This is a genomic window from Candidatus Omnitrophota bacterium (genome assembly GCA_030688425.1).
GTDB lineage: Bacteria > Omnitrophota > Gorgyraeia > Zapsychrales > JANLHA01 > JAUYIB01.
Genome location: JAUYIB010000031.1, coordinates 53,127 through 79,954 on the forward strand (window position 1 = coordinate 53,127; position 26,828 = coordinate 79,954).

Sequence of the window (26,828 nt, forward strand, 5' to 3'; positions counted from 1 at the left end):
ATGGGTCTTAATGGGTCCTGACGGGGGGAAGAAACGCATCACTTCCCGCCCCTATTCGATCATCGCCACGACACGGGCCCAGCCAGCGCCAGCATTTCTGACCTTGACCGGCAGGCAGGAGACGGTGAAGCCGTGGGGCCGGGGAATGGCGCCGAGGTTGCCGAGGCGTTCCATATGGCAGTATTCCCTGCGGCGGCCGAGGAAATGACAGGGCCATATCTTGGATTTGTCCTTGGTGGTGAGGAATTCCTTGAACATCAAAAAGCACGGCCGGTCCAGGCCGATGGTGTCGATGCCCATCATCTTGACGCCGCAATCCAGCAGATACTCGACGGCATCCGGCGTGCAGCCGACATATTTATTGACATAATCATCCGTGCCCAGCAGCTTGTCGCCGCCGGTGTAAAGCAGAACGATGTCTTGGGGTTTCAGCGTATAGCGTATAGCGGACAAGGCTTTAACAACTTCTTCTTTCGTGATCGCGGCCGGAAATTTCAAATGGGTGAAATCCAGGACAACCCCGGGGCCGTAGCACCACTCCAAAGGGATATCCATGATCTGTTTCGCGGGCTTGCCTTCACAGGTGCTGCCGTAGTGGAATGGCGCGTCCACATGGGAACCCATATGGACCGAGGAATGGACCACTTCCAGGGAGAGCATTTCCCCGTCGGGAATCTCCTCCTTGGTCGCAACCCTCTCTCCTTTGTCGAAACGGGCCTGGCCGTCGGGCTGTTTGTTCATCACGACCCAGTTGAAATGCTCGACACCATCCGCGTGCGAGATGCGGTCGATCTTGGCATCATGGGTTTCCACGAGCGTATCGTCAATGGGCAGGGAAAGGTCGATAATTTTCATAGGGGACACAAGAGCACACGACACCGGCACACAGATTGCTGCCTTTCTGCGTACGCGTGTCCGTGCGTACCTGCGCTCACTTTCAGGCCGTTACTTTTTTGGCCTCAATAATTTTGATGATCTCGCTGAACGAGTGACTTTTCTTGAGCTCGTTGTCCTTCAAAGGGACGTTCAGCCCCTTCTTGATCGCCACGGAGATTTCCACCAACTCCGTCGAATCAATGCCGAGAGATTCGTCGAGCTTGGCGCCCGGCACGATATCCTCCGGCTTGATGTCGAGGACCTTCTTGAAGATATCTTTCACTTTTTGTTCGGTGCTCACGGTTGTTCCTCCTTCGGAGACGTCACAAAGTCACCCGGTCACACGTCACAAGCGATCCATCGACTCCTGTGACATGTGACGTGTGGCATGTGACCATTAGGTTTTTTGTAAAATCAATACGCAATTGATCCCGCCGCGGCCCCGGCTGATGATCAGGGCATTTTTGATTGTTTTTTCCTGCGCCTTGTTGGGGCAATAATCCAGGTCGCACTCCGGGTCCGGCGTCGTGTAGTTGATCGTCGGGGGAACGGTACCGTGCTCCATCGCGAGGATGGTCGCGATCACGTCCACGGCCCCGCAGGCGCCGAGCATGTTGCCAAACACCGCCTTGGGCGCAGAAACCGGGATCTTTTTGGCGCTGCCGTTGAAGGCCTGCTTGATCGCCCGGGTCTCGCTCAAATCACCGATGACCGTTCCTGCTCCGTCGGCGCAAATGTAATCGATCTGGGACGGCTCCAGCTCCGCATCATCCAGGGCCATCCGGATCGCCCGGGCCAGCTGAACCCCGTCCGCCGCCGGTTCGATGCGGTCAACGCCGTCCGTGGTGGTCGCGAACCCGATGATGTTCGCGTAAACACGCGCGCCCCTGCTCTGGACCCTCCCTTGCGGCTCCAGGGTCAGGATACCCGCCCCCTCGGCGATGGCGAACCCGTCACGGTTTTTGTCGAAAGGTTTATAAGCGGTGGCCGCTTCCCCGTTCTTCGCCGTCAGCATGCCGGAGGTGTTGCAGCACAACAGCGCGTACGGCGTTACAGGAGCTTCCATCCCGCCGGCGAGGATAAAATCGTTCTTCTTACGGATCAGGTTCTTGGCCGCATAACCGATGGCCATCAGCGAGCTCGCCCGGTCGGAGACAACGGTCTTGCTGTAACCCTTGATCTGATAGTGGATCGAGACCTGGCCCTGCGGCGCGGCCGGGAACCAGGCCGACGCCATGAACGGGCTCACCCCTTCGCGGCCCTCCAGATACAGGTCGCGCAGTTCCGTTTCCGCGTACAGCCAGCCTCCGATCGCGTTGCCCATAAAAATCCCGGCGCGTTTCAAATTCTCTTTCGACATGTCCAGCTTCGCGTCCTGGATGGCCATCTCCGAAGCCACCAGGGCCATGTGCGAGAACAGGTCGATCTTTTTCAAAAGGCGGGACGAGACATTGCTGTACACGTCCAGCTCGTGCACCTGGCCCGCGACATGCGAACGGTAAAGAGACGCGTCGAACCGGTCGATCACCTTGACCGCCGAACGCCCGGCCTTGATGTTCGCCCAAAACTTCCTCTTGTCGATCCCCGAAGGGGAAACGATCCCCAAACCTGTGATGGCGATTTTTTCCATGAATGCTCCGCTTTTATTCTTTTGAAAGTGACAGGGTATATTTTACGGCCTTATACAAAAAATAAATCCCCAAAATCAACGTCGGGAACCCGACAAACCAGTAAATGAAAATGATCCATTCCTTCATGTGTTGATGCGTCTTGCTCGTCCAAATAAATGAAAACGCCAGGGTCCCGCTCCCCAGCAGCGCATAAATAACCGCCGCCGCAGTCCTGACGTTGGGGCCGGATTTCATAATAAAATCGTCGAGCATTTTACCCAGATCAAAAGACCTGGTGACGGGATAACGGTGCATCATCGCCATGCCCTCCCTCTGTCTGTCATGCCCTGCTATCCATCGAACCGCCGAAGAACCATGGCCGAATGGATGCCCGAAAACCCGCTGCTTGTTTTCAACATACAATTGATCCGCTTGGCCCTGGCCTGATTCGGGATGTAGTCCAGGTCACACTGGGGATCGGGGTTTTCCTGATTGATCGTGGGCGGCAAAATGTCCCGCTCGAAGATCAGGGCGCCGATGGCCAATTCCAGGCCATTGGCCCCAGCCAGCGGATGGCCGATCATGGATTTTAAAGAACTGATCGGCAAACGATAGGCGTCCTTGCCCAGGGCCTCTTTGTAGGCATTCGTTTCAAAGACGTCGTTCTGGCGGGTCGAGGAACCGTGCGCGTTGATATAATCCAGGTCCTTGGGCTCGACAGCGGCGTCCTCCAGAGCGAGCTTGATGCAATCGGACATGGCCTCCCCCTCCGGGGGCAGATCGGTCATATGGTAAGCGTTATTCGTTGTTCCAAATCCCAGGACTTCGCAATAGATCCGGGCGCCGCGTTTCCGCGCGTGCTCCAGCTCTTCCACCACCAGGATCCCCGCGCCCTCGGAAATGACAAAGCCGTTCCGCTTGGCGTCGAACGGGCGGGAGGCTTTTTCCGGCCGGTCATTGGTGACGGACAGAACGTTCACGGTGTCAAACGCGCCGAAAGTGATCGGCGTGATCGGCGCTTCGGACGCGCCGGTGACCATGATGTCCGCCTCCCCGTCCTGGATCGCCTCCAGGGAGAAACCGACGGAATCGGTCCCGGCCGTGCAGCCGGTCGAGATCGTGTTGCAAATCCCCTGCAGGCCGTATTTGGCGGAGATCTCGCTGGACGGGGTGTTGAACATCGAGGCGTCATAAAGGTCTGGCCTCACGATCGACGGGTCGATCGGGTTTTTCCCGCTGTCCGTGACCAGGGCGAACTCCTCCTCCATGTACTTTGTCCCGCAGATCGCGTTGGCGAGCGAAACGCCCATCATTTCCCGGTTCACCTTCGAGAGGTCAAGCTTCGAATCCTCGATGGCCATCCGCGCCGCAACAAGCGCGAACTGGACGTAACGGTCCGTACGGATCGATTCGTCCCAGGTCAGGCCCAGCGCAACGGGATCAAAGTCCCGAACCTGCGCCGCGATCTTGGTGTTGAACTGCGAGACATCGAACTCCGTGACACGACGGACGGCCGAAACGCCGTTGATCATGCTGGTCCAGCAGGCCTCTTTGCCGATCCCGTTGGGGGAAACAATCCCGACCCCGGTAACAACGACTCTGCGTTTTTTCATATAGGATTCCTGTGTTTTGAAAATCGGAGAGGGAAGATCGAGGATGGAAAAGAAGAATTCTAACCTCTGCCTTGCTCCATCTTCAATTCCCCATCTTCCATCCTCATGTTTTATAAATTAATCCCTTATAGCTTCATTCATCAAGTTATTGTGGCTCCCGATCACGACCCAGCGTTCGGGGGTCTTTTTCCAGGTCATGGTGTAACGGCGGATCACGCGCTTCCCCCCCTCTTTATTGACCTCGACGGTGAAAATGAAATACTGCAGAATGGCGATGTCTCCGTGGAGCTTGATCTGGATCGGCCTCAGCTCGCAGATGGCGATCTGGGTGTTTTTTGTCCAGAAGCCCACCCATTTCTCCAGCCAGGGGCGGTCCACCGGCAGAGGACTTTCGTGGCCGTAGCCGATCATGTCCGGATGGATGAATTTGATGAATTCATCAACGCGCTTGTTGATAAGATGGTCCCAATGGGTTTCCAGGCAATCCCACACCTCGCGCTCGCGGGCGCCCCAATATTCCGGAATCCATGATGCAAGCTTCATATGACCTCCCTGTTGGCTTTCCAAAGGCATTTTCAACAAACCTTAAATCCGGCGCCCGGCAGGATCCCGGCCGGCGCCGTCGTTCAGCAGTCCGAATTCCTTCTTGATGTCTTCAACGTCAAAAAACTTACCCGATTGCTCCACGCGGTGCACCCAGTCCACCACGCGCCGGTTCAGGGGCGCGTCCTGCTTCGTGCCAGACGCCAGCGCCACCACCTCGCCGTTGATAAAGTCGATTTCGCTGGTCTTACCGCGCATGATGCTCTGGAGAATGGACCCGTAAAGGGGCTCCTTGCTCAAAGTCGTCAGGGTCTTATTCATAATCCCCGCGGCCTGGTCCAGCGGCATCGTTGACAAACCGGTCACGCGCTCAACCGGGAACTGCGGCAAAGAAACGAAAGAAATGCCCGCGTTTCGAACTACCTCCATCCCCTCCCGCAACAGGAGGATGCTCAAACGGCACAGGTCCATATCGGCGAAGGTCTCCTGCATGGACTTGCCGGTCAGCGCCGGAATGCAATTGTTAAAATTTATAAAGAGCTTGAGCCATTTCATCCCGATGATGTCAGATGTGACAACCACCGGCAAGACTTTACGAAGAATGTCCGCAACAGCGTGGACGCGGGGATCATTGGGCATGAAGGGTTTGCCGAGAATCCAATCTCCGGGAAAGTTGAACGTGACCTCTCCGGGCGTCATGTACGTTGCCCCGAACATCACAATGCTGCTGATGATTTTTGAACGGTCAAAATGATGGCTTAAAAGGTTGTCCGCCTGCACGCCGTTCTGAGTCGTCAAAATCAGGCTGTCCTCAAGGAACCGGTGATTGTCCTGGTAGGCCTGCTCAATATCCTGGGTTTTTGTGGCGAAAATCGCCAGGTCATACGGCTGGTCCAGGGCTGTGGCCGCCTTCAGGGGGATGGTCTCCTCTCCCTGGGTCGTTTTGACGGTCAATCCTTTACGGCGGATTTCCTCCACATGGGATGGTTTTCCGACGAGCAAAACGTCAACAGACGCCTTTGCCAGCAACCCGGCCACCAGGGAACCAATCGCTCCCCCTCCGATGATCGCAATTGTCATGGCTGTCCTTGTGTCTGGTCCGGTTCCGGCATTTGACTTTTACGTACCACGTAATCTTTGAACGCGGCCAGGATCAGCTTGATGCCGTTCTCGTAAGGTTTTTTCCCGCCAAGCCCCCACACAATCCCGTTGAAAAAGCCGCCCGTGACCTGGTATTCGCTTTCATAGTCCACCCGCGCCCCGTTGGCCCGTTCACCAATCCTGATGACCTCCCGGCCTTTCAGGGGCCCCTGCTTGAAAGTCAACTCCAGGAGACGCCCGGGGACCATGCGGGTGATTTCGGAAACCCAGGGGCGGACCGCTGATTTCAGAATCCTGTTTTCAAATGTCGTCCCCACCTGGGCCGTCCCGCCGGCTGTGCGCCGGATTTGCAGGGGGCAGATCTTCGGCCACCAGGCCGCCTCCCCCCAAAGCTCCAGTTCCGCTGAAACCATGGGAAACGGGACTTCGATGAAAACAAATTGCTGAATGGATTCGCCCTGCTTTTTGGGGGACTTTTTGGCCGCTGTCATTTTTTGCCTTCGCGTTGCTGGTGTTCCCTGTAGTTGAATCCGCTCTCATCCAGAAGACGGATCATCAGGCTGTAAAACGCCTTGGGCACTTCCGAAAAGAACGCGGCGATGATGTCGTCGTCGGCGACCACCGCGGCCCCGCGGGCGGCGGCGTTCAACTCCGCTTTTTTCTGGACGACCTGCTTGGCGATCTCCCGGTGGAAAACCGGGATCCGGGCAATGATGCGGTTGAATCGTTCCGAAGACCCTGTTTCCCACTGCAGTTGTGACTGTGTCATTGACATTCTTTCACCTCTTTGATGTCAGATGTCAGATGAAAAATTACAAAGCCAACTTCCTTTTCTTCTGACTTCTGACTGTTAAACGCCCGAGACGGCCGGCGCGCGGGAATTGGCCTCCCACTTGGCAATGTTGCTCATAAAGTCCTTGACGCACAGTTTGACCTTGTCGTCGTAATTGCTCGAAAAGATCCTGTGGATGCGCTCCGGCTTGGAATAATATTCGCGCATACACCAGGCGCCGAGGCGGCCGACTTCCTCCACGGTCAAATGGTCCGTCGGAATGACCGGGTGCTGAAAATCCCAGGTCTTGAGGTCGATCTTGTCCGGATCAAACCAGCCCTTCTTGATCCCGTATCTCCAGTCCGGGGAGTTCGGGACAGGGGTGAGATAATCCAGGGCAAAGATGTCCGGATCGATCTCGTCGGCGACACGCAAGCGCTCCTTGATCTTGGCCTCGGTGTCCTCCTTGAGCCCGACCAGGACCGTCCCGACGCTGCCGATGTCGTTTTCCCGGAGGATCTGGACCGTCTTCTTGATCTGCCCGATGGTCACGCCCTTGCCGGTCTTGTTGAGCGTCATGTCGTCCTCGACCTCGACACCCGTCAGGGCCAAAAACAGCCCGGCCTTTTTCATCAACGGCAGGATGTCGTGCTGGCTGATCCACTGGTCGGCGCGGCCGAGGCAGACCCAGTCGATCTTATTGCCGCGGCGCAATTTTTCTTCGCAGAACTCGATCATGGCCTGCGTATCGGTATTGAAGGCGTCATCCTGAAAAACGACCGTCGTGATACCGTAGGTCTTTTCGAGCAGGTCCAATTCATCCACGATCCGCTTCCCGCTCAATCCTCTCCAGGAAGTGAAGTCCTTGGTGGCGGTCCGGCTGTCGTAAAGGGCCCATTCATAACAAAAATGGCATTTGCCCGGGCATCCGCGGGAGGTCATCAACTCCGCGAAGGGTTTCCAATAGGTATGCCCGACATACTTCTCCATCGGGAACAGGTCATACGCGGGCATGGGCAGAACGTTCAAATCCGGGATCAGGTCACGGTGCGGCCCAAGCTGGATCGTCCCATCGGCAGCGCGGGAAACCAGGCCGTCAATGTCCCTCTCCTTTTTGGCGCCGCTTTTCAGGTTGGAGATCAGTTCATCCATCGTCAGCTCAGCTTCGCCCAGCATGATGTAGTCGATCCAGGGGTTGAGTCTCATCTGGCGCTCGTAATCCCCCGAGTACCAAAGACCTCCGGCGACCGTTTTGATGGCGGGGTTCTGTTTCTTCAACAATCGCAACCCCTCATTGAAATACCAGATAACGGCGGCCCCGCACGTCGAGTGCAGGAGTTCGCCGACAAAAACCATATCGGGCTTGCTGGCCTCGGTGTGCTTGAGCATCGCGTCCCAGTCCATGTCCAGGGCGCGGCAATCCAGGGCCTCGACCTGGGCGAGTTTTTTCTCGCGCAGATACGCGGCGAGCTGGGCGTGCATCTGATTGGCGGCCTTATGATCCCCGTGCGAATCCCAGGCTTTCAACGGCGGCGTTAAAAATAAAACCTTCATCATCGTCCTCCCTTGTGTTTTATTCTGAGAAATCCCAACGTCCTCATCTCTGCGAGAGAAGTCAGGGCCTCCCTTTGTTATCGTGCCTTGCTTCGCACTCTCAATTTGATCGATTTCGCTTTACCGATGATTTTCGTAATAACGAAAATCCCCAAAGACCTCAGGCTGTTCAGTCAGAACCAGGATGTGACCAGCGATTTGCCTCCCGGCGTGTTGTCGACACAGATGTGCTTGCTCTGCGTGTACTCCCAAAGCCCTTCCAGTCCCAATTCGCGGCCGAAACCGCTTTCCTTGTAACCTCCGAAGGACGCTTCATTATAAAACCCGCCGTAGGTGTTCACCCAGACGGTCCCGCACTGGAGATGGCTGGCGATCCGTTCGGCCTTCGCCGGGTCTTTTGTCCAGACACAGCCGGCCAGGCCATACCGGGAATCATTGGCCGCGGCCACAGCCTCTTCCACATCCGAAAATTTAATGACCGACAAGACAGGCCCGAAAATCTCTTCCCGGGCGATCGCCATGGCATTTTTCACGCCGGCAAAGATCGCCGGCTCCAAATACGCGCCGTTGGCTGTTTCCGGCGGCATCTCGGGAATCCGCCCGCCGCAAAGGAGCTTCGCTCCTTCGGCCTTGCCCGTTTCCACGCACGCGAGGACTTTGTCACGGTGCGAACGGCTGACCAGGGGGCCAAAATCAGTCTGATAATCGGTGGCGGGCCCGACCTTCAACTGGCGTGCTTTTTTCACCAGGGCATCCAGGAACCGGTCATAAATTGTATCCTGCAACAAAAGCCGGGACATCGCGGTGCACATCTGCCCCTGGTTCATGAAAATCGAGGATAACGTTCCGCCGACCGCCGCCTCAAAGTCGCAGTCTTCCAAAACCAGGCTCGCCGATTTCCCGCCCAACTCGAGGCAGATTTTTTTCGGCAGGCCGGACGCCAGCCGCATGATTTCGCGCCCCGTGTCCGTCCCTCCGGTAAAACTAACCATCGCCACGTCCGGACTGGCCACCAGCTCGGCGGTGGCCTCGTGGCGGGCAGACGAGATCATCTGAAAAATCCCTTCCGGCAGACCGGCATCCGCGATGATCTGGGCAAGACGCATCAGGGAAACGCTCGCCTGAGATGACGGCTTGAGGATGACTGCGTTACCGGCGATCAGGGCGGGCGCGACCTTCCACGCGGCCATGATCAGCGGATAATTCCAAGGGATGATGCAGGCGGCAACACCGACCGGTTCGCGGTCCGTCAAGCTCGTGACCGGCGCCGGGACCGGGTTGACAACCCTCTTCAGGAGACCGCCGGCCTTCCCAAAATATTCAAACGTGTCCGCGCAGGTCGGGACGTCAATGAACGTGGTTTGTTTGATCGTCTTGCCGGTATCAAGGCACTCCAGGTCCGCCAGTTCCTTGGCATGATCCCGGACCAATTGCGCGATCCGCAGCAAAACGTGTCCGCGGTCTTTCACCGACAACCCCGGCCAGCCTCCGGAAACAAACGCCTTCTTCGCCGAGACGCTCGCCTGTCTCATATCATCAACCGAGGCATCGGCAACCTTGGCAAAAACATCCCCGGTAGACGGGTTGACGCTTTCAAAGTATCTCCCGCCGGCCGCTGGGGCAAATCTCCCTCCCAGCCAAAGATCAAACTGCGGAATTTTCAGTCCTGTTGTTGCCATTGCTTCACTCCACCGGCGCCTGGGCCCAAAGCTCAAAAATCCGGCTGCAGGGGGCGTACCACTTGGAGATCCTGGCAAAATCGCCCTTCAGGGCCATTTTTTTCTGTGTCGTTGCCACAAAGGGATCAATCTCCCGGTTAAACACCGCCCGCCAGATTTTCTCCGGCGCTGAGATCAGGAACTCAACGCCCTCCTCATTCCCCACCCGCACGATCCGGCCCTTGTCGAAATGAAAACTGTACACCTGCCCTGTTTCGTTGAGCAGGACCCCCAGGTCCATCGTCATGTTGGTCTTCGCGCCCAGTTCAGCGAGTTGGCGGTCAGCGTTCACCAGCCGGACAATTTCATCAATTTGTTCTTTGGAAAAAAGCTTGTACTTTTTACTGTGACCAGCGGCTCGTGACCCGCGACCCGTCGAAGCGGCTGACTTCTGACCTCTGACTTCTGACTCTCGAGCATACAGCCGGCTGATCGCGTCCATCTTCACCGCGTCCTCAAGACACTGGATCAAGAGAAAACAATCGAAGAGGTCCTTGCCCATGGCGACAACACCGTGATTTTTCAGCACCGTGATGCTGTTGGCCTTTAACGCCTCGATCACTGGACCGGCATCGGTCACGGAAGGCGTCGTTTGGGGGACGGCGGAAACCTCTCCCAAATAGAACTTGGATTCAAAAATCCTCGGCGTCAGAGAATCATTCTCCAAAAAATAAGCGTTTGTGAACGTCGTATGGGTATGAATGACGGCTTTGGCATCCGGAAAATTCCTGTAAATCTCGGTGTGTAACAGCCTCTCGCTGGAGACTTGCCCGTCCTCCAGGACTTCGCCCGTCAGATTCATGCGCAGGACATCTTTGTCCTGCAAAAGCCCCAGGCAGGTCTTGGTCGCGGTGATGAGGACCGTCTCTTCATCCACCCGTGAACTGATATTGCCGTTCAGTCCAGTGACCAGCTCTTTTTCCCAGAGCAGGCGGCCGATGGCAATGATACCGGTTTTCAAATTCTTGACAACAGTTTCACTCATGGCTGTCCTTGGGATAGATCTTGGTGATGTACTTCACCGGGAGCCATTCCAGCAGCGGCACATAACCCTTGGCCCTGTTCGGCGCAACACGCACGCCCTCAAAACAGAACAGGTCCTTGGGCCGGCCGAAAAATCTGGACTTTTCCGCCACCGGATACAGATAGACCGGCACGCCGTGGCTCTTGCCCAGGACACCGAGGATCATGGCGCCGATCGGGCACAACGCCCCCTGCTGCCCCGAGGCCTGGTAAGCGATCCAGATTTCCTTGACCCAGTTCTTAAAAAACAAAAAGCCGGCCATGTTGTCCGCGATCAGCGTCGGTGAGATCTTCCGCTTCAACAGCGCACGGCTGTTGCTCCGGGCCGCCTGCAGGCCGGGCCGTCCTTCCAGGATGATAACGTCCTTCACCTTGCGGCCGCGGAAGCCGTCGAACAAAGTTTCCTCCACGACCCCGTGGACCAAAACATTTTTTTTTATTTTTTCAATTAACATTGATGGCGATCTGTTTTGTCACATATTCGTGGGGCACGATGTCGAACCCCGGATAGAATCCCTTGACCCCGGCCGGGACAATGCGTTTGCCGTTGAATCGCAGCAACTCGTCTTCCGGCCTGACCTCCACCGGGATGTCCCGCCCTTCCTTGATTTTCTTAGACGGCTGGGTCAGGACGTAGAATGGGATCCCGAATTCCTTAGCCAGGACGGCGATCTGATACGTGCCGATCTTGTTGGCAAAATCTCCGTTCGCGCAATTGCGGTCCGAACCCACGATCACCTTGCTGATCTGGCCGTTCGCCATCAAAAGCCCCGTGGCGTTGTCGGCCACCAGGGTCACGTCCGCTCCGGCGCGCCTCAATTCCCAGACCGTCAGCTTGGCCCCCTGAAGATAGGGCCTGGTTTCCGTCGCGAAAAACCGGATGGATTTGCCCTGCAGGCGGCAAATGGCGGCCGCCATGGCCAGCTCGCCGCTCACGTTGCAATGCGTCAAGATGCTGTCCCCGGACCGGATCGCCTCGGCAATCTGGATCACACGGTTCAAACGCCGGCCGCGGATCCCCTGCAAATATCCTTCGATGTTCTGCTCCAGTTGTTGACGGATATTGGCCCCTTCTTCAAAAGCGCTTTTCGCCCACGCCACGACCACGGCCGTCACTTCCGAGAACGGAAACGTCGGGCGGCTTTTATTCAGTGCGTCGGCGGTCCTGATGATCTTTTTTAAAAGCACCGGTTGCGACAGCCGAGGATTCCGGCGGATCTCCACCAAAAACGTGTTCAAGACCACGAGAAACTGGCCGAAGGCCCGGGTCTTCATCTTTCGAATCACGTCGACCGCTTCGGCCGTTGAAATGACCTCGATGTATTTCATCTGTTTGGGGATCAACGTCTCGTCCAAGACCCAGAGAGTTCCCCCATCGAGTTTCGCCGGCCAGAACAACGGCGACTCTTTGATGGAGAACTGCTGCTGCATTGTCGGGTTGGATCGCCTCATGTCCGCGCGGCCGCCTGGGACTTTTCCAGCTTCTTGACCAGATTCAACGCGATGCCGATCATGGAGGACTCGGCCATGTAATAGTCCGGATTCATGAACCCCATCTCGCCGGTGATGACGTTGTCGCTGACCGCCAGGATGACCGCCGCCGGGATCTTGTACGTGTGGCAGATGGTTAAAAACGCGGAGCTGACCATGTCCACGGCGATCGCGCCGCCGCCCACGGCCTTTCCGATGACCTCGCGGGTCTCCCGCAAAATCGCGTCTGTTGACCAGACCTTGCCCACATGCACCGTGGACATGCCGCCGGCCCTGGCCGCTTCCGCGAGCTGCGCCGTCAACGCGGCATCGGCTTTCGGCTCGAAGTTCCCGTCAACGTAATACGGCGTCACGCCTTCGCCGCAGAGAGCGCTGTCCGCCACAATGAGATCGCCGACCTTGATGTCCTCCCTCAAAGCGCCGCAGCTGCCGATCCGAAGCATCACCTTGGCCTGGGCGTTGCACAGGATCTCCGTCGTGATGCCGGTATCGGCGGCAAACCGGCCGCCGTTGATCGTCGTGATCTTGATCCCCTCATATTCGCCGGTATACATCGTGTATTCCATGAAACTGAAATTCTTGACCGGATTCTGGAGTTTCTTGACAATCGCGTCCAGGCGCTCTTTCGGCCCGGGGACAAGGGCGTATTTCCCCAAATCCTGGGGGCGCAGCTGCACCATCCCCATCAAATCTTTCCCCGTCAAATGAACGTCTTTGCGCATATTCTGCATGTCTTGTCTCCTTTATTTTCGGTCAATGGCTTACGTTAACACGGCCTGCTTCAGGGCCTCTTTATCGACCTTCCCGGTCCTGTTTTTAGGAAGGGCCTCGCGGATCTCGATGGCTTGCGGAACTTTAAAATGAGCGAGATGCTCTCGCGCGAAATACCGGAGGTCTTCGGAGGAAACGCCCGGCGTTTTAAGCACGACAAAGGCCTTGACCGCCTCGCCGCGCAGAGCGTCAGGGACGCCGATCACGGCCGCCTCGGCGACCGCCTCATGTTTGTGCAGCGCCGCTTCCACCTCAGGGGCATAGACGATCTGGCCCGCGACCTTGATCATCTCTTTTTTGCGTCCCATGATATACAGAAAGCCGTCCTTGTCGTACCGGCCCAGATCGCCGGTGTACAGCCAGCCGTCGCGCTTCATCTGGGACGTGGCGTCCGGGTCCTTGTAGTATCCTTCCATCACCACCCACCCGCTGATGAGGATCTCGCCGATCTCGCCGGCGGGAAGCGCTTTGCCGTTGTCGTCAACGATCTTGATCAGAGAGAACGGCGACGGCTTGCCGATGCTGGCAATATTGTCGCTGCCGAACGGCGTCACCGTGTTGGGCGGACAGGTTTCGGTCATGCCCCAGCCGTTCAAAAGCTGGGCGTTGGGACAATATCTGTGGAACCTCTCCATGATGTCCGGCGAGTTCGGGGCGCCGAAAACAACCACCCACCGCAGAGAGGAAAGATCAAATTGATCGATTTGTTTCAACGACAGGAAGGCCGTGTACATGGCGGGAACGATATGGAAACAGGTGATTTTGTGCTGCTGAACATTGCGCAAAAATTCATAGGAATTAAACCGGTCCATCAACACCAGGGTGATGCCGAAAATGACGCAATTCTGGATATAAATCAAACCCGCGATATGGCTGAGCGGCAGGGCGCAAAGCTTGACATCCCGGTCGCTCAGGTCCACAAAATGTTCCATGGCTTTCGGGGACCCCTCAAGGTGCTTGTAATTGAGCAGGATCCCTTTAGGCCGTCCGGTCGTGCCTGAAGTATACATGATCAGGGCCGGTTCGTTGTCCGCGATGCTGACCTCAGGCAGCCGGTCATAGGCCTTGCGGACAATCTCGCGATACGCCACCGCCCCCTCGGACTCCCCGGCGGTTATGATGATCTGCTGGAGAGATGGGATTTGGGTTTTTAGTTCAGCGAGGGAAACGTCATTCTTGGGACAGGCGATCAGGAATTTGGCCTCCGAATGCCCAAGACAGGAGCCCAGCTCATCGCTCTTAAGCATATAGTCCAGGGGAACGACAACCGCGCCGAGGCAGAAACAGGCCAGGTAGCTTTCGATATACTCCGGGCTGTTGGGGAGATATACGGCAACCTTGTCTGATTTTTTGACCCCAAGCCGTGACAGAGCGCCGGCCAGACGAAAAACACCCGATTGCAGTTCTGCAAAAGAAATCGTCTTCTCTTTAAAAACGACCGCGGCTTTGTCCCGGTGACGGGCAGCGTCTTCCTGAAGAATTTTGCGGAAATCCATGACAGCTGTATCCTATAGAAATTCTAAAGTTTGCGTTTTTTCTGTAAATAGTAAAATTTTGTTAGTTTGATTTTAGTATAAACCCGCCCTTTGTCAAGAAATATATATAAGTTATTAGGCGGAGGGTCTGGGCCGGCGTGCGGCCCGCCAGAGCTACTTTGCCCTGGAATGGGCTTCAAACTTAGAGGACAGGGAATCCTCGGCCTCGATCGTGGCGCTGAGCTGGGTGTTGGAATTGATCTCGGCATCCACCAGATCAAGGTCATGCTGGAGGATGATGTGAAGGTACTTGCGAGAAGGATCGCTTTTTTTCTTCAATTCCTCAAGTCCGCGCTTGATGCGATGGAGGAAAATGATCCGGCCCTTGAGCTTGCGCCGGACGATCTTCTTGTCCGCGTATTGCAGAAAATAAAACGCCAGGTCGATGTTGAAATACGGCCTCTCAATCGACAAAAAACTTTCCATGATCATAAGATTAAAAACCTTGCGGCCTTGGGGGGTGATGCTATAAACGAATTTTTCCGGCCATTTTCCCTCTCTCCCCACGTCCTTGTTCACGAGCTTGAGCTGCTCCATTTTCCTGAGAGGATAATAAATGGATTTTACTTTCAGGCCGACGATCGGGAAAAGTTCCTCCTCGATGACCCGCTTAATCTCATAGCCGTGTTTCGGGCCGTCCATCAAAAGCCCAAGGAACAGCATTTCATGCTCAATCATAAGGGTCCTTATTTCACTTCTTCGTGAAACTGCCCGAGCTGTTTGAAAACGAGCTCAGCCGCGTTGGCCTTGGCGGAAGAACTCAGAGAGGACAGATCGACCTTGAGAGCGCCGTTGCCCGATGGCGTGAAGAAAATCCCCACCTCCGTGGTGTCCACGCTGCCGGGCACGCCCATGACAACGATCATCTTCTTGGCGGGATTTTTGATGAACAGCACCATGTGATTTTTGATCTGCTCTTCGGTCGCGCCCGCCGGGAGGTCCGCGGTCAGTTTCAACACGGTGTCAAAACAATCTGCAAAAGCGCAGCGGTAGGTTTTTGCGACGGCACCGTCACGGGCGCTTTCCAGCTGTCGCGTGGAAGAACCCCAGAGGGTTTTGCCGGTTTCCGTCACGTGAGCGCAGCCGCTTCCCGCAGCAGCGGCCAGACACACAACAAAAATAAGAAAACGCGCGTTCATAGATGAGCTATTATAGCAAAACTCCGGGGGAAAGCAATTTGCTCTTACCCCTGTTTAAATCTCGGAAATTTTCTCCAGCAGGGGCAAGAGGTAATCCTCCTCCATCCTGATCCGGGCCAGGATCGCGCCGGAGAACTCGGCGAAGTCCAGGGAAAACGTTTTCGGATGTCCGCCGGTCATCTCCGCCGCGTGCAGCTCGTAAAAGACCAGATAACGGACCTTCAAATCCTTTAAATCGTGGAGCAAGAACTCCAACATCTTGCCGGAGGGGCGGTCATCTTGGTAAAACTGAAAAAGCGACTCATAAAACGTCCCGCCCTGCCGGCTGAAATGGTTCAGGAGCTTCTCGTAAAAATCGCGCAACAGCGGCTTGGCCTGGGAATAGGAACGGCTGGCGGACTGAATCTGAGAAACAGATTCGGCCAGCATCTGATGGCTGACCTTGAGGCTTTTGACCATCGACAAGGAATCCGTCATGACGTCCCGGGCGTCACCCGGTCTTTTCCAGCTGGACCTTGAACTGCTCGCACATTTTCTGCAAGCCCATCGCCTGGGCCCGGCTTTTGGTGAGTTCCGACTGGATCATCTTTTCCTTCTCCAGCAGACGCGCGTTGAATTCTTTCAGCTTGCGGACTTCTTCCTCGAGCGGGCGCTGATCCCCTGAAATTTTTACGGCCGGCGCCGGAGGCGCTTCCGCCCTGGCCTTGGCCTGGCGGTCCTGCAGCGACCTGTTTTCGGCTTTTAGCTCATCGATCGTTTTCTGCATGAAATCCATCTGCATCTTCAATTCCCCGCAAATCCGCTTCACTTCCATCTCCTGCTCCAGGACCGCCGATGTCTCTTCTTTCTGGCCGCGCCCGCGCATCTGGGCCAGGTCCATAGTGATCTGCTGGATCTGAAATTCGGCGTTCTTGACCTTCGACATCAGGGACTGATTTTCAAAGCGGAGATTTTCGATCGTCAGAGCGGACTGGGCCAGCTCATGGTCCTGGGTCCGGCGGATACGGTCCACGTCCTCCCGCAGTTGGGCCGATGCCCCTGCCTGCGGCGCACGGGCCGCTTCCGACGCGGCGCCTTGGCGGGCAACAACCAATTCCCCCTCCAACTGCCGGATCCGCACGCCGTCTTTTTCGATCTGTTGCTGAAGCTCCGCGATCTGGGTTTTAAGCTGAACAACATGCTCCCCGGACACGCCTTGGGCGGCATGGTCCGCGGTCGAACGCGTTTGGAGCGTTTTCAATTCCGCCTGCAATTCTTCGATGGTCCGGGTGGCCTGCGTCAGGCGCTCCCCGTTTTCTTTGTTGACCGACTGCACCTGCTGCTCAAGCTCGGACACCCGCGCCAAGGCCTGAGCCAAATCGTCTTTGAGCTTTTGATTTTCCTTGGTCACATCCTCCAGAGACGTCCTGGCCTCTGTCAACCCGGACTGGGACTCCCGGGCCGCGCTCAAATCCTTGTCGAGCTGGATGATCTTGGCCGACTGTTCCTCCACCCGGGCCTTGAGCGCCTCGTTGTCCTTTGTTAGCTGCTCGACAGCGGCGGGATCAATGCCCAGGAACTGTTCCACCTGTGATTTCAAGGCCTGATTTTCCGTCTGAAGTCCCGCCACGGTGGAGAGCGCTTCCTGGACCTGACGGTCCGCGTTCAGCGCCACCGTGTCCAGCTTCAGTTCAAGCTCTTGGACCTTGACCTTAGCTTCAGTTTCGCTGGCCTGGACCGACTTAAGGGTCTCCTGGTCTTTTTTAGCCTGCTGCCACTGGGCTTGCGTTTCCTGGAATTGGACGGTGATCGTGTCCAGTTGTTTTTTAAGCTGTTCTTCCTGGGACTTTGCAGATTCGAGCGTCTTTTGCAATTGCTCGTGCTCGACAAGCGGGACAACCGTTCCTGCGGAAGGGATCTGCGTGTAGCCCTTGAACAACAGAGCGATCCCGCAGACCAAGAGGACAACTCCCAATATGACGAAAACGGCGATCATTGTTTATTTTCCCAAATTGTCAAAGGTATGCCCCTTTTTGCAGATAGCCCGCGTAATCTGCCACAGCCGATTCCAGCGGGGTGAATTCTTTTGCGTATCCCGCCTTCCGAAGCTTGTCCATCTCGGCCTGGGTGAAATACTGATACCGCGCCCGCAAGTGTTCCGGCATGTCGATATAATCGACGCAAAGCGGCTTGTCCGCCGCGGCGAACATGGCCGTTGCCAGATCATTCCAGCTTCGGGCCTTGCCGGTGCCGACGTTGAAAATCCCGTTGGCCTGGCGATTTTCCATAAAAAACATCACCACATCCACGGCGTCCTTAACGTAAATAAAATCCCGCTTTTGCTCCCCGTCCCCGTATTCAGGCCGGTACGACTTAAAAAGCTGCATCCGCCCCTCGGCAACCACCTTCGGGAACGCCTTGGCCACGACGCTTCGCATATCGCTTTTGTGGTATTCGTTAGGGCCAAAGACATTAAAAAATTTCAGCCCCACCATCTCCTTCTCAAATCCTTGTTCCAGCACCCAGAGGTCAAAACGCTGCTTGGACTCTCCGTACAGATTCAGCGGCCTGAGCTTGCGCGTGGATTCATCGGCATCACTGTATCCCTGCTCCCCTTCCCCGTAGGTGGCGGCGGAACTCGCGTAAATGAACCGGCTCCCGTTCACCTTCGCCCAATTCGCCAGATGGCAGGAATACTCGGTATTATTGCTGCGGTAATAATTTTCGTCCTGGCCCGTCGTGGAACTGCAGGCCCCCATATGGATCACACAATCCGCCTTTTCCTGAAAAATCCCTTTTCGGATTTTCCGGAGAAACTCGGTCTTGTCCAGAAAACGGCGGTAACGTTTGTGTTCCAGATTTTTTTTCTTGATGTCACCGGACAGGAGATGGTCCACAATGACCAGGTCGTCTATCCCCATGGCATTCAAACGCGAAACAATGCAGCTGCCGATAAATCCGGCGCCTCCGGTCACAATGATCACAGTCCCTGCTCCTGTCCTTAAAAAGCCTGCTGGGCCGCGAGGAAACGGCCGACATCCTGGCCGATTTTTTCACCCAAATTTTCGTATGACGCCTGATCGCCCCTTCCGGATTTCTGGTGCGATACCTGGGCGATGACTTGTCCTGTTTTGGGGTCTATGAGCTTGGCTTCCACCGCCAGGGCGCGCCAGCGCCGCCGGAGGACCCATCTCTTCATCCGGCCTGGTTCTTCCTGGCGGATGATACGGCCTTCAAGGAGAAAATCCGCTGTTTCGGCGCCGGTATCCCCAAGCACGAAGATGTTGGATCCGTCCTGCCGCAACCCATCGGAAACCCCTTTCACGATCCGCAACGCGACCTTGTCCACCTCATCGGACGCAGTGACGTCGGGCCCGGGAGAAAACGGCACGACCAAAAGCTGGCCGCCCTTGCGCAGGCGCCCCGCGTCAAGGACCTTGCCGTCCGAAACAAAACGGACTTGGGCTTTCGCCGGAACGACACCCTGGGAATCCTTGTGGAACAGTGAGCATCCCGTCAGGAATATACAGATACTGATAAATATTATAATTTTTTGCATTATGCTGATTCTAACACAGCGCCAGGGGGGACTCAAGGATTTCACCGGGAATTTCACCCCGGGAAAACACCACGGAAGGATTATGGAGCGCGGCCGGCTGCCACGGTTCGATGGCCGAGGTCGGGAGTCAGGGACCGCAGGACGCTCTCATCCGCGAGGCGCCAGGCCCAATTGCCGTGCGTTGTCCCCGGGATGTTCATCCGGCTCTCTCGTCCCATTCCCAGAAGATCCTGCAGAGGGATGATCACCGTGTCCGCGACCGACTCCATCAAGGCGTCAATCATCCGCCGCGGCAGATCCCCCTCCCTCACGTCATCACCGAAATACTTAAAGAGGTTCTCTTTCTCATCGGGGGAGGCGTCTTGGCTCCACCAGCCCCTGATCGTGTTGTTGTCGTGGGTGCCGGTATAGGCCACACAATTCGGGTCGAAATTCTCGGGCAGATACGGGTGGTCCTCGTCGTCCTCGCCGAAGGCGAACATGAGGACTTTCATCCCCGGGAAACCGTATTTTTCCATCGCAGCTTTGACGTCATCGGTGATCACGCCCAGATCTTCCGCGATGATCTGCATGTCCGGAAAGCCGGACTGGAGGACGTCAAAAAAATCGTCGCCCGGGCCGTCCACCCATTCGCCGTTGACGGCCGTCGGTTCAGAACTCGGGATTTCCCAGTACGCCACCAATCCCCGGAAATGGTCGATGCGGATGGCGTCGAAAAACCGCAAGGTGTGCCGGATCCGGTCAAGCCACCATGCGAAACCGGTCTCCTTGAGACGATCCCAATTGTACACCGGATTCCCCCACCGCTGACCGGTCTCGCTGAAATAATCCGGCGGAACTCCGGCAATCACGTGCGGTTCGAGATTGCGGTCCAGTTTGAAAATCTCGGGATGGGTCCAGACGTCCACGCTGTCGCCGCTGACATAGATCGGGATGTCGCCGATCAGACTGATCCCTCTGGCCTGGCAATAACTTTTCAACTGTTCCCATTGCTTGAAAAACAGGAACTGCGCGAAACGAACGCGGTCCAGATCCTCCCGGCAGTGGGACGAGAACTCTTCCAGGACCCAGCGGTCGCGGCGCTTAAAGGGCTCCGGCCACTCAAACCAGCTCCGCCCATTGAAATGCGTTTTCAAAACTTCAAAAAAAGCGTAATCAGCAAGCCAAGAGGCCTGCTCTCGACAAAAAATCTCGAATTCTTTATCGGCGCCTCCCCGGCTCCGGAACCTCTGATAGGCGCGCTCCAGCAGAACGGATTTGTACGCGACGACCGGAGGAAAATCCACCCGCCCCGCCGGGAAAGCAGGGCAATCCAGGACATCACCGGCTTCCAGCCAGCCGTCCCGGACCAGAAGATCGGGAGAGATCAGCAAGGGATTGCAGGCGAACGCCGAAGGGCTGCTATACGGTGAATGGCCGTAGACCATGTGGGTCGAGGCCAGCGGGAGGATCTGCCAGCACGACTGCCGGTTTTCCTCAAGAAAATCTGCAAAGCGGTAGGCGCTGTCCCCCAGGTCGCCGATGCCGAATCGCGACGGAAGAGACGTGATATGCAGCAAAACTCCGCATCCCCTTTTCATATGTCCATCCCTTTAAATATTTCCGGGTTCCATATCTTCAGGCCGTACCCCACGTCCTCAAAGGCCTCGGCCCACGGGAGGTCTTCGTCTGTTTCCCGCCGCAGTTTCCGGTTGATCAGATCCCTCTGCTTGCGGCAAAACACAAAATAAACATTCTGCGCCTTCCAGAGATCCATCACCAGAGGCAGAGAATTTAATATACGCAAAATTTCGCGCATTGTCAGCAAAATTCCCGCATTTTCCGGCGCACGCACAAACATCTCGGCCAAATGGGCGATCCTGTGGCTGGCGGCCAGGCTGACCGTCTCGCGGTCGCGGCCGAACGACCACTGCTTGAGCAATTTCACGATCCTCTCCAGGGCCTGAGGCTCCAGAGGATCTTTTTCCAAAACACGGATCAAGTCACGGTTCAAGGTATATTCCGCGATCATGGCAAAGGCCTTGGGAACCGGATAACTGATATTGTGCTTGGCCTCCAAGAGTGGATGAATGCGGTCATAGATCCCCTGCAAACTGCTTTCCAGGATTTCCAGGGAGTCGTCGATGATCCACGCCAGGACGCTCTGCTGCTCGCTTTTCCAGAGATCCCAGACCGAACCACGGCAACGCTCGAACAGCGATGGGATACGGGCACGCAGACCCTCCAGATCCCCCGCCAAAAACATTTCGCGCAAGGCCCTGCACGCCTCATCGAAGGCCTCCTCATTCAGGTGCGGACGCGACGCCAACAGAAAATCAAAATTCCCCAAATGCAAAACGACGAAATCCACGCGGGCCTGCTCCCTGGTGATGTTCGTGGAAACGTGCGCCAGGCCGATCAGCAGCCGGTCTTTCCCCTTTTCAAAACTCTGAAATTTTTCTCGCCGCACGTCAAAGCAGGCGAAACTCTGGGTCTCCTGACAACCGTCCCGGACCGCCGCCACCCCGTAATGCACGGCCACATCCTGGGCGTCCACCACCGAGGACCGGAGAGAACGCTCGTACACAACGGCGCCGTTATCGTACTCCGGCAGGTTGCTCGGAGCCGTTTTCAGAATCTTGAGGAATCCCGGCTCAAAGTCCTGCCCGGAAACTTCGCGGGTCAGATGAATCACGCGGGCGGCGTACCGGAGAATTTGCGTGGACTCAATCCCCGAAATCTCGTCGAAAAACCATCCGCAGCTGGTGTACATGAGCATGGCGTTACGCTGCATTTCCAAAAGCTTCAAGGCATGGGTCTGCTCGTGCGGCGGCAGGTCCCTCCCGGCATGGCGCGAAAGGAAACGGGACACACGATCCGGGGAACGGTCAAGGATCACCTCAATGTACTCGTCTCGAGCGCGCCAGGGATCGGAGGAATAAGTTTTCCACTGGGCTTCATACACGAGCGCGACACTGTCCCGCAGCCAGTCCAGGGACTTGCGCAAGGGCTCCCGCCATTTCTGATGCAACGGACCCGCCGCGATCCGGCAGCCGCAGTCCGCCCGCCAGCGCTCAACTCCGTGCGCGCAGCTCCAGGATGAATTTTCCACAATCTGCACTTCGTATTGCGGCGGGTTCTTAGCGAGATACTCACCGTAAACCGTCAGCGAAACATGCTCATCCTTCTCCAGGACATGCAGACAATAGGTCAAAGCCATATTCCCGAAACGGTGGTGGTGCCCGTAGGATTCCCCATCCGTCGCAATATGCGTCAAACGCGACCCGGCGAATTCCGGCGGAAACGACTGCGCCAGCCGGCCGGCAAACGCCTCGCCATTGCGCAAAAGACCGCTGAATGCCACGTCATGCGAGACAGGGCCATCGTAAAAGAACACGGCGATCTGTCGCCCCGACGGCAAACGGCAAATGTAGGGAAACTGTGTGTCCACGCTTCCGTTGGCCACCGCCGCCCAGGTCTTTTCCCCGATCTTGCGCACGCTCCGGGCCTGGTGCGGGGCCAAAACCGTGAACGCGATCCCGGCTTCGGCCATGACATCCAGCACCTCCATATTAACCGCGGTCTCCGGGATCCACATCCCTTCGGGAAGACGGCCGAAGCGGTGCTCAAAGTCTTTCACGCCCCAGAGGACCTGGGTGCGGCGGTCTCGCGCGTTTGCCAAGGGCATGATCATGTGGTTATAAGACTGAGCCATGGCCGAACCGTGGCCGCTGAAACGGCCGCGGCTCAAACGGTCCGAGTCCTGGATCAGGGCATAGGTCTCGGGGTCCGCTTTTTCCATCCAGGACAAAAGCGTGGGGCCGAAATTAAAACTGATCTTGGCGTAATTATTGACGATGTCGACAATGTGGCCGTGGGGGCCGAGGACGCGGGACGCGGCGTTGGGAGCGTAACATTCCTCGTTGATGCGCTCGTTCCAATTCGCGTAGGGAGACGCCGACTCTTGAATTTCAATGTCCTCGAGCCAGGGATTCTCCCGCGGAGGCTGATAAAAATGCCCGTGGATGCAGATGAATTTTTTCATGAAAGGTCGTTGGAATAGATGCCGGGGCGCAAGACGCGCGGCCGCGGTCGACAGCCGTCAGGATCTTTTGAAAAAAACGGCCGCCAGCGGAGGGATCGTGATGGCGATGGAATGAGGACGATTTTGATAGGGAACCGGCTGCGAGCCAACCCCGCCCTTGTTGCCCATGCCGCTGCCGCCGTATTCCTTGGCATCACTGTTGAACAGTTCTCGCCAGTATCCCGCCTCGGGGACACCGAGCCGGTAATTTTCCTTGGGCGTGGGGGTAAAATTGCAGACCGCAAGGATGGTCTCCTGGGGATTGTTCCCCTTGCGGATAAAACTCAGCAACGATCTCTGCCAATCGGCGATATCGATCCATTCAAAGCCGTGCGGGTCAAAATCATGCTCATACAGCGCCGGCTCCCGGCGGTAAAAAGCATTAAGGTCCTTGGCCAGCATCTGCAAACCCTGATGGGGCGCGTATTGCAGGAGATGCCACTCAAGGCTGTGCTCATGGTTCCATTCCGCCCTCTGCCCGAATTCGCCGCCCATAAAAAGCAGCTTCTTTCCGGGATGGGCGTACATGTAGCTTAACAAAAGCCGGTGATTGGCGAATTTCTGCCAGTCATCACAGGGCATTTTGCTCAGGAGCGACCCCTTGCCGTGGACAACTTCATCATGGGACAGCGACAGCACGAAATTCTCCGTGTAGGCGTAAAGCATGCTGAAGGTCAGTTCGCCGTGGTGGTGTTTGCGGTAAACGGGGTCCTTGCAAAAATATTCCAGGGTATCATGCATCCAGCCCATGTTCCACTTCATACCGAAACCAAGCCCCCCGGAGAACGTCGGACGGGACACGCCGGTCCAGGCGGTTGACTCCTCGGCGTACATCTGCACGTCCGGATAGTTGGCGTAAACCACTTCATTCATGCATTTCAGGAAGGAGATGTTTTCAAGGTGTTCCCGGCCGCCGAAAACGTTCGGGCACCATTCGCCGTCCTTGCGGGAATAATCAAGATAAAGCATGGAAGCCACCGCATCCACCCGCAGGCCGTCCACATGGTATTTCTCCAGCCAGAACAAGGCGCTGGAAATTAAAAATTCTTTCACTTCATTGCGGCCGGCATTAAAAATGTAGCTTTTCCAATCCGGATGAAACCCTTTTTGCGGATCGGAATGCTCATAGAGGGCGGTGCCGTCAAAATACGCCAGACCGTGCTCATCAGAGGGAAAATGGGACGGAACCCAGTCCAGGATGACGCCGATCCCGTTCTGGTGGAAAGAGTCCACCAGGTACATCAAATCCTGCGGCGAACCATAGCGGTTGGTCGGAGAAAAATACCCGAGGGTTTGGTACCCCCAGGAACCGTAAAACGGGTGCTCCATGATGGGGGTCAGTTCCACATGGGTGTATCCCATCTTCTTGACATAATCCACAAGATAATTCGCGTGCTCGCGGTAGGTCAAGGACCGCCGGTCCTCTTCGATCATGCGGCGCCAGGACCCCAGATGGACTTCATAAATCGCGATGGGAGCATTCAGGGAATTCCTCCAATGGCGGTTGCGCATCCAATCGTTGTCTTTCCACTGATATTCCAGGTCCCAAACGATCGATGCCGTTTTGGGCGGCGTCTCGCAATAAAAACCATACGGATCCATTTTGTCAGCGGCATAGCCGTTGAACTGGGAGGACACGTAATATTTGTAAATTTCCCCCCTGTGGATTCCCGGGACAAACCCTTCCCATATTCCGGAGCCGTCCCACCGAGCGGCCAATTGGTGCGATTCCTTGTTCCACCCGTTAAAATTGCCAATAACAGACACTCTGTTCGCATTCGGGGCCCAGACCGCGAAGTAAGTCCCACGAAGCTCCCCCCGGCTCATCTCGTGAGCCCCGAGTTTGTTATAGAGCTGATAATGCGTCCCCTCTTTGAAAAGGTGGATATCGTGGTCCGAGAAAAGGCTTACATCGTGGTAGACAGGGTGCATGATTTCGGAGGATTGGGGTGGTCGCCGATCTTGAACACTTTTACGCATGCCGTTAACCTTGGCTGGAAATCGATTTACGCAACGACTTTAAAAATCAAGAAGTTACGTCTCTGAAAAATTTTCCCTATTATAAACGATACACGCATAAAAATACAAGAAAAATCTTCTTAAATGGATGGCGCTCATAGAGTTTCCCATTTGCCCGGCGGACGATCAATGTTCCCGGCAAAAATATGCGCTCATGAATGATCAAAAATTGGGAGGGAGACCTCTCTTGAACTACATCGGGGGGATTTTCGTCCAGAATGCCTGGAAATCGACTTCCACAGTCGGCCTGAAAAGATAATATCCCTGTCCCCCAGTCACGCCCAGGTCGCGGACAAGCTGGAGGTCATCCTTGTTCTCGATGCCTTCGGCGACAGGGATGATCCCGTTTTCCTTACAGAAAGAGACGACAAATTTGATGATGCTCCTCTTATAGGGATCATGGCTGAGGTTCCGGGTGATATTCCGGTCAATTTTGATCACTTCCGGGCGGGTCTCGGCGATGGATTCCAAGCTGGCGTATCCGCCGCCGACATCATCGACCGCAAAGCTGAACCCGTGCTTCCGGTAGATCTGAAGTTTCTGGTAAAACAGATCGAAATCGGCAATGGCGGACCGTTCGGTGATCTCCAGGACCACATTCTTAGGCGGGATATGGTTGCTCTCAAAAATCTTCAGCACGCGTTCAAAATCGATCGATTCAATAAAATAGGGATTGCAGTTTAAGAAAATTTTTTCGGTTTTGAGGAAGGGGCCGACCAACGGGAGGGCTTTCGACCATGACAACAGCTCCAATTCAGGATACATCCCAAATCTGACAGCCTGCTTGAAAAAGGTTTCCGGACTCGCCAGCAACCCGGTGGTTCGCGGCCGGGTCAACAACTCGACCCCCAGGAGACGCAGAGGGTCAAAAACATAAATGGGTTGAAAATACGGCGTGACCAGGGCTTCATCCAGGATCTTTCGCAATTCCAGGATGATGCTGTCCTGCTGACGTTGCTCATTGGTCGGGGCCTTGCCGTTGCCCCGGCGCATGACCGCCTCCATCCGGGCGAAAAGCTCCTCATACTCGCACGGCTTGGCTAAGAAGTCATCCGCGCCGAGATACAGCCCCTCGACCTTGTCCGCGTGCAAGGAATGGGCGCTTAAAATGATAATGGGAATGTGGTTGGTCCATTCGTCTTCCTTCAAACGGCGGCAGATTTCAAAACCGTTAAAATCCTGAAGAATCAAATCTAAAATAATGAGGTCAAGATGGGGCGAGACTTTTTGGAGGGCTTCCCGACCGCTGTTGGCGACATCGACATCATAGCCCCGCGTTTCAAGGAGCATGGCCAACATCTGGGTCAATGGCTTCTCGTCATCAACTAATAGAATGTGTTTCTTATTAGTGACTCGGTCGATCATACTTTTCAAAGTGCAGGAACCGCGAATCGCCTCCTTTCGGCAGGAGTAATCTATTTATATTATAGTCTATTCTTAGCGGAAAAGGCAAGGGAATGCT

26 protein-coding genes are annotated in these 26,828 nt (G+C 55.9%); all 26 read right to left on the bottom strand.

Annotation, left to right across the window (positions count from 1 at the left end; genetic code table 11):
- Positions 1 to 51: 51 nt before the first annotated feature.
- A complete protein-coding gene (locus Q8Q08_12090; protein MDP2654750.1) occupies positions 52 to 855 on the bottom strand; it encodes a cyclase family protein in 804 nt (267 codons plus the stop codon).
- 82 nt (positions 856 to 937) lie between these two features.
- The gene (locus Q8Q08_12095) at positions 938 to 1,177 is read right to left on the bottom strand and encodes an acyl carrier protein (protein MDP2654751.1); all 240 of its coding nucleotides are present in this window, start codon (positions 1,175 to 1,177) and stop codon (positions 938 to 940) included.
- Between the two features lie 96 nt (positions 1,178 to 1,273).
- On the bottom strand, positions 1,274 to 2,506 hold the full coding sequence (locus tag Q8Q08_12100) for a beta-ketoacyl-[acyl-carrier-protein] synthase family protein (GenBank protein MDP2654752.1): 1,233 nt from the start codon (positions 2,504 to 2,506) through the stop codon (positions 1,274 to 1,276).
- A gap of 13 nt (positions 2,507 to 2,519) precedes the next feature.
- Positions 2,520 to 2,810, bottom strand: a complete 291-nt coding sequence (locus tag Q8Q08_12105; protein MDP2654753.1) for a hypothetical protein — start codon at positions 2,808 to 2,810, stop codon at positions 2,520 to 2,522.
- Between the two features lie 26 nt (positions 2,811 to 2,836).
- Positions 2,837 to 4,099, bottom strand: a complete 1,263-nt coding sequence (locus tag Q8Q08_12110) for a beta-ketoacyl-[acyl-carrier-protein] synthase family protein (protein ID MDP2654754.1) — start codon at positions 4,097 to 4,099, stop codon at positions 2,837 to 2,839.
- Positions 4,100 to 4,216: 117 nt separating this feature from the next.
- Complete coding sequence (locus tag Q8Q08_12115; GenBank protein ID MDP2654755.1) at positions 4,217 to 4,642, bottom strand: DUF4440 domain-containing protein; 426 nt, start codon at positions 4,640 to 4,642, stop codon at positions 4,217 to 4,219.
- 42 nt (positions 4,643 to 4,684) lie between these two features.
- On the bottom strand, positions 4,685 to 5,722 hold the full coding sequence (locus Q8Q08_12120; protein MDP2654756.1) for a 2-dehydropantoate 2-reductase: 1,038 nt from the start codon (positions 5,720 to 5,722) through the stop codon (positions 4,685 to 4,687).
- Positions 5,719 to 6,234, bottom strand: a complete 516-nt coding sequence (locus tag Q8Q08_12125; GenBank protein MDP2654757.1) for an SRPBCC family protein — start codon at positions 6,232 to 6,234, stop codon at positions 5,719 to 5,721. The genes Q8Q08_12120 and Q8Q08_12125 overlap by 4 nt, the downstream gene beginning before the upstream one ends.
- Entirely contained in the window at positions 6,231 to 6,512 is a 282-nt protein-coding gene (locus Q8Q08_12130; GenBank protein MDP2654758.1) for a hypothetical protein, read from the bottom strand. The genes Q8Q08_12125 and Q8Q08_12130 overlap by 4 nt, the downstream gene beginning before the upstream one ends.
- 81 nt (positions 6,513 to 6,593) lie before the next feature.
- Positions 6,594 to 8,072 (bottom strand): radical SAM protein, encoded by a 1,479-nt coding sequence (locus Q8Q08_12135; protein MDP2654759.1) that lies wholly within the window; start codon positions 8,070 to 8,072, stop codon positions 6,594 to 6,596.
- A gap of 170 nt (positions 8,073 to 8,242) precedes the next feature.
- The gene (locus tag Q8Q08_12140) at positions 8,243 to 9,748 is read right to left on the bottom strand and encodes an aldehyde dehydrogenase family protein (protein MDP2654760.1); all 1,506 of its coding nucleotides are present in this window, start codon (positions 9,746 to 9,748) and stop codon (positions 8,243 to 8,245) included.
- A gap of 4 nt (positions 9,749 to 9,752) precedes the next feature.
- On the bottom strand, positions 9,753 to 10,772 hold the full coding sequence (locus Q8Q08_12145) for a class II aldolase/adducin family protein (GenBank protein MDP2654761.1): 1,020 nt from the start codon (positions 10,770 to 10,772) through the stop codon (positions 9,753 to 9,755).
- Positions 10,765 to 11,265, bottom strand: a complete 501-nt coding sequence (locus Q8Q08_12150; GenBank protein MDP2654762.1) for a hypothetical protein — start codon at positions 11,263 to 11,265, stop codon at positions 10,765 to 10,767. Before Q8Q08_12150 ends, Q8Q08_12145 begins: the two co-directional genes overlap by 8 nt.
- On the bottom strand, positions 11,255 to 12,262 hold the full coding sequence (locus Q8Q08_12155; GenBank protein ID MDP2654763.1) for an S-methyl-5-thioribose-1-phosphate isomerase: 1,008 nt from the start codon (positions 12,260 to 12,262) through the stop codon (positions 11,255 to 11,257). Before Q8Q08_12155 ends, Q8Q08_12150 begins: the two co-directional genes overlap by 11 nt.
- Complete coding sequence (locus tag Q8Q08_12160; protein ID MDP2654764.1) at positions 12,259 to 13,032, bottom strand: hypothetical protein; 774 nt, start codon at positions 13,030 to 13,032, stop codon at positions 12,259 to 12,261. Before Q8Q08_12160 ends, Q8Q08_12155 begins: the two co-directional genes overlap by 4 nt.
- A gap of 30 nt (positions 13,033 to 13,062) precedes the next feature.
- Entirely contained in the window at positions 13,063 to 14,568 is a 1,506-nt protein-coding gene (locus Q8Q08_12165; GenBank protein MDP2654765.1) for an AMP-binding protein, read from the bottom strand.
- A 153-nt stretch (positions 14,569 to 14,721) separates the two neighbouring features.
- Positions 14,722 to 15,285: a PadR family transcriptional regulator gene (locus tag Q8Q08_12170; GenBank protein ID MDP2654766.1), complete on the bottom strand. Its 564-nt coding sequence runs from the start codon at positions 15,283 to 15,285 to the stop codon at positions 14,722 to 14,724.
- An 8-nt stretch (positions 15,286 to 15,293) separates the two neighbouring features.
- Complete coding sequence (locus Q8Q08_12175; GenBank protein ID MDP2654767.1) at positions 15,294 to 15,746, bottom strand: hypothetical protein; 453 nt, start codon at positions 15,744 to 15,746, stop codon at positions 15,294 to 15,296.
- A 54-nt stretch (positions 15,747 to 15,800) separates the two neighbouring features.
- The gene (locus tag Q8Q08_12180) at positions 15,801 to 16,223 is read right to left on the bottom strand and encodes a hypothetical protein (GenBank protein ID MDP2654768.1); all 423 of its coding nucleotides are present in this window, start codon (positions 16,221 to 16,223) and stop codon (positions 15,801 to 15,803) included.
- Positions 16,224 to 16,236: 13 nt separating this feature from the next.
- Complete coding sequence (locus Q8Q08_12185) at positions 16,237 to 17,721, bottom strand: hypothetical protein (GenBank protein ID MDP2654769.1); 1,485 nt, start codon at positions 17,719 to 17,721, stop codon at positions 16,237 to 16,239.
- Positions 17,722 to 17,740: 19 nt separating this feature from the next.
- Positions 17,741 to 18,709, bottom strand: a complete 969-nt coding sequence (gene rfaD, locus Q8Q08_12190; GenBank protein MDP2654770.1) for an ADP-glyceromanno-heptose 6-epimerase — start codon at positions 18,707 to 18,709, stop codon at positions 17,741 to 17,743.
- A 17-nt stretch (positions 18,710 to 18,726) separates the two neighbouring features.
- Positions 18,727 to 19,284 carry a hypothetical protein gene (locus Q8Q08_12195; GenBank protein MDP2654771.1) on the bottom strand — a complete coding sequence of 186 codons (558 nt, stop codon included), beginning with the start codon at positions 19,282 to 19,284 and terminating at the stop codon, positions 18,727 to 18,729.
- An 80-nt stretch (positions 19,285 to 19,364) separates the two neighbouring features.
- Positions 19,365 to 20,864, bottom strand: coding sequence for a 4-alpha-glucanotransferase (gene malQ / locus Q8Q08_12200; protein MDP2654772.1), 1,500 nt, complete (start codon positions 20,862 to 20,864; stop codon positions 19,365 to 19,367).
- Entirely contained in the window at positions 20,861 to 23,308 is a 2,448-nt protein-coding gene (locus Q8Q08_12205; protein MDP2654773.1) for a DUF3536 domain-containing protein, read from the bottom strand. Before Q8Q08_12205 ends, malQ begins: the two co-directional genes overlap by 4 nt.
- 57 nt (positions 23,309 to 23,365) lie before the next feature.
- Entirely contained in the window at positions 23,366 to 25,279 is a 1,914-nt protein-coding gene (gene glgB / locus Q8Q08_12210; protein MDP2654774.1) for a 1,4-alpha-glucan branching protein GlgB, read from the bottom strand.
- Positions 25,280 to 25,558: 279 nt separating this feature from the next.
- The gene (locus Q8Q08_12215; protein ID MDP2654775.1) at positions 25,559 to 26,731 is read right to left on the bottom strand and encodes an EAL domain-containing protein; all 1,173 of its coding nucleotides are present in this window, start codon (positions 26,729 to 26,731) and stop codon (positions 25,559 to 25,561) included.
- Positions 26,732 to 26,828: the final 97 nt, after the last annotated feature.

Excerpts from the sequence above, each read along its gene's own strand:
- Q8Q08_12090 (MDP2654750.1), bottom strand. The coding sequence starts at position 855 with ATGAAAATTATCGACCTTTCCCTGCCCATTGACGATACGCTCGTGGAA.
- Q8Q08_12100 (MDP2654752.1), bottom strand. The coding sequence starts at position 2,506 with ATGGAAAAAATCGCCATCACAGGTTTGGGGATCGTTTCCCCTTCGGGG.
- Q8Q08_12105 (MDP2654753.1), bottom strand. The coding sequence starts at position 2,810 with ATGGCGATGATGCACCGTTATCCCGTCACCAGGTCTTTTGATCTGGGT.
- Q8Q08_12110 (MDP2654754.1), bottom strand. The coding sequence starts at position 4,099 with ATGAAAAAACGCAGAGTCGTTGTTACCGGGGTCGGGATTGTTTCCCCC.
- Q8Q08_12115 (MDP2654755.1), bottom strand. The coding sequence starts at position 4,642 with ATGAAGCTTGCATCATGGATTCCGGAATATTGGGGCGCCCGCGAGCGC.
- Q8Q08_12120 (MDP2654756.1), bottom strand. The coding sequence starts at position 5,722 with ATGACAATTGCGATCATCGGAGGGGGAGCGATTGGTTCCCTGGTGGCC.
- Q8Q08_12125 (MDP2654757.1), bottom strand. The coding sequence starts at position 6,234 with ATGACAGCGGCCAAAAAGTCCCCCAAAAAGCAGGGCGAATCCATTCAG.
- Q8Q08_12130 (MDP2654758.1), bottom strand. The coding sequence starts at position 6,512 with ATGACACAGTCACAACTGCAGTGGGAAACAGGGTCTTCGGAACGATTC.
- Q8Q08_12135 (MDP2654759.1), bottom strand. The coding sequence starts at position 8,072 with ATGATGAAGGTTTTATTTTTAACGCCGCCGTTGAAAGCCTGGGATTCG.
- Q8Q08_12140 (MDP2654760.1), bottom strand. The coding sequence starts at position 9,748 with ATGGCAACAACAGGACTGAAAATTCCGCAGTTTGATCTTTGGCTGGGA.
- Q8Q08_12145 (MDP2654761.1), bottom strand. The coding sequence starts at position 10,772 with ATGAGTGAAACTGTTGTCAAGAATTTGAAAACCGGTATCATTGCCATC.
- Q8Q08_12150 (MDP2654762.1), bottom strand. The coding sequence starts at position 11,265 with ATGTTAATTGAAAAAATAAAAAAAAATGTTTTGGTCCACGGGGTCGTG.
- Q8Q08_12155 (MDP2654763.1), bottom strand. The coding sequence starts at position 12,262 with ATGAGGCGATCCAACCCGACAATGCAGCAGCAGTTCTCCATCAAAGAG.
- Q8Q08_12160 (MDP2654764.1), bottom strand. The coding sequence starts at position 13,032 with ATGCAGAATATGCGCAAAGACGTTCATTTGACGGGGAAAGATTTGATG.
- Q8Q08_12165 (MDP2654765.1), bottom strand. The coding sequence starts at position 14,568 with ATGGATTTCCGCAAAATTCTTCAGGAAGACGCTGCCCGTCACCGGGAC.
- Q8Q08_12170 (MDP2654766.1), bottom strand. The coding sequence starts at position 15,285 with ATGATTGAGCATGAAATGCTGTTCCTTGGGCTTTTGATGGACGGCCCG.
- Q8Q08_12175 (MDP2654767.1), bottom strand. The coding sequence starts at position 15,746 with ATGAACGCGCGTTTTCTTATTTTTGTTGTGTGTCTGGCCGCTGCTGCG.
- Q8Q08_12180 (MDP2654768.1), bottom strand. The coding sequence starts at position 16,223 with ATGACGGATTCCTTGTCGATGGTCAAAAGCCTCAAGGTCAGCCATCAG.
- Q8Q08_12185 (MDP2654769.1), bottom strand. The coding sequence starts at position 17,721 with ATGATCGCCGTTTTCGTCATATTGGGAGTTGTCCTCTTGGTCTGCGGG.
- Q8Q08_12195 (MDP2654771.1), bottom strand. The coding sequence starts at position 19,284 with ATGCAAAAAATTATAATATTTATCAGTATCTGTATATTCCTGACGGGA.
- malQ (MDP2654772.1), bottom strand. The coding sequence starts at position 20,864 with ATGAAAAGGGGATGCGGAGTTTTGCTGCATATCACGTCTCTTCCGTCG.
- Q8Q08_12205 (MDP2654773.1), bottom strand. The coding sequence starts at position 23,308 with ATGAAAAAATTCATCTGCATCCACGGGCATTTTTATCAGCCTCCGCGG.
- glgB (MDP2654774.1), bottom strand. The coding sequence starts at position 25,279 with ATGCACCCTGTCTACCACGATGTAAGCCTTTTCTCGGACCACGATATC.
- Q8Q08_12215 (MDP2654775.1), bottom strand. The coding sequence starts at position 26,731 with ATGATCGACCGAGTCACTAATAAGAAACACATTCTATTAGTTGATGAC.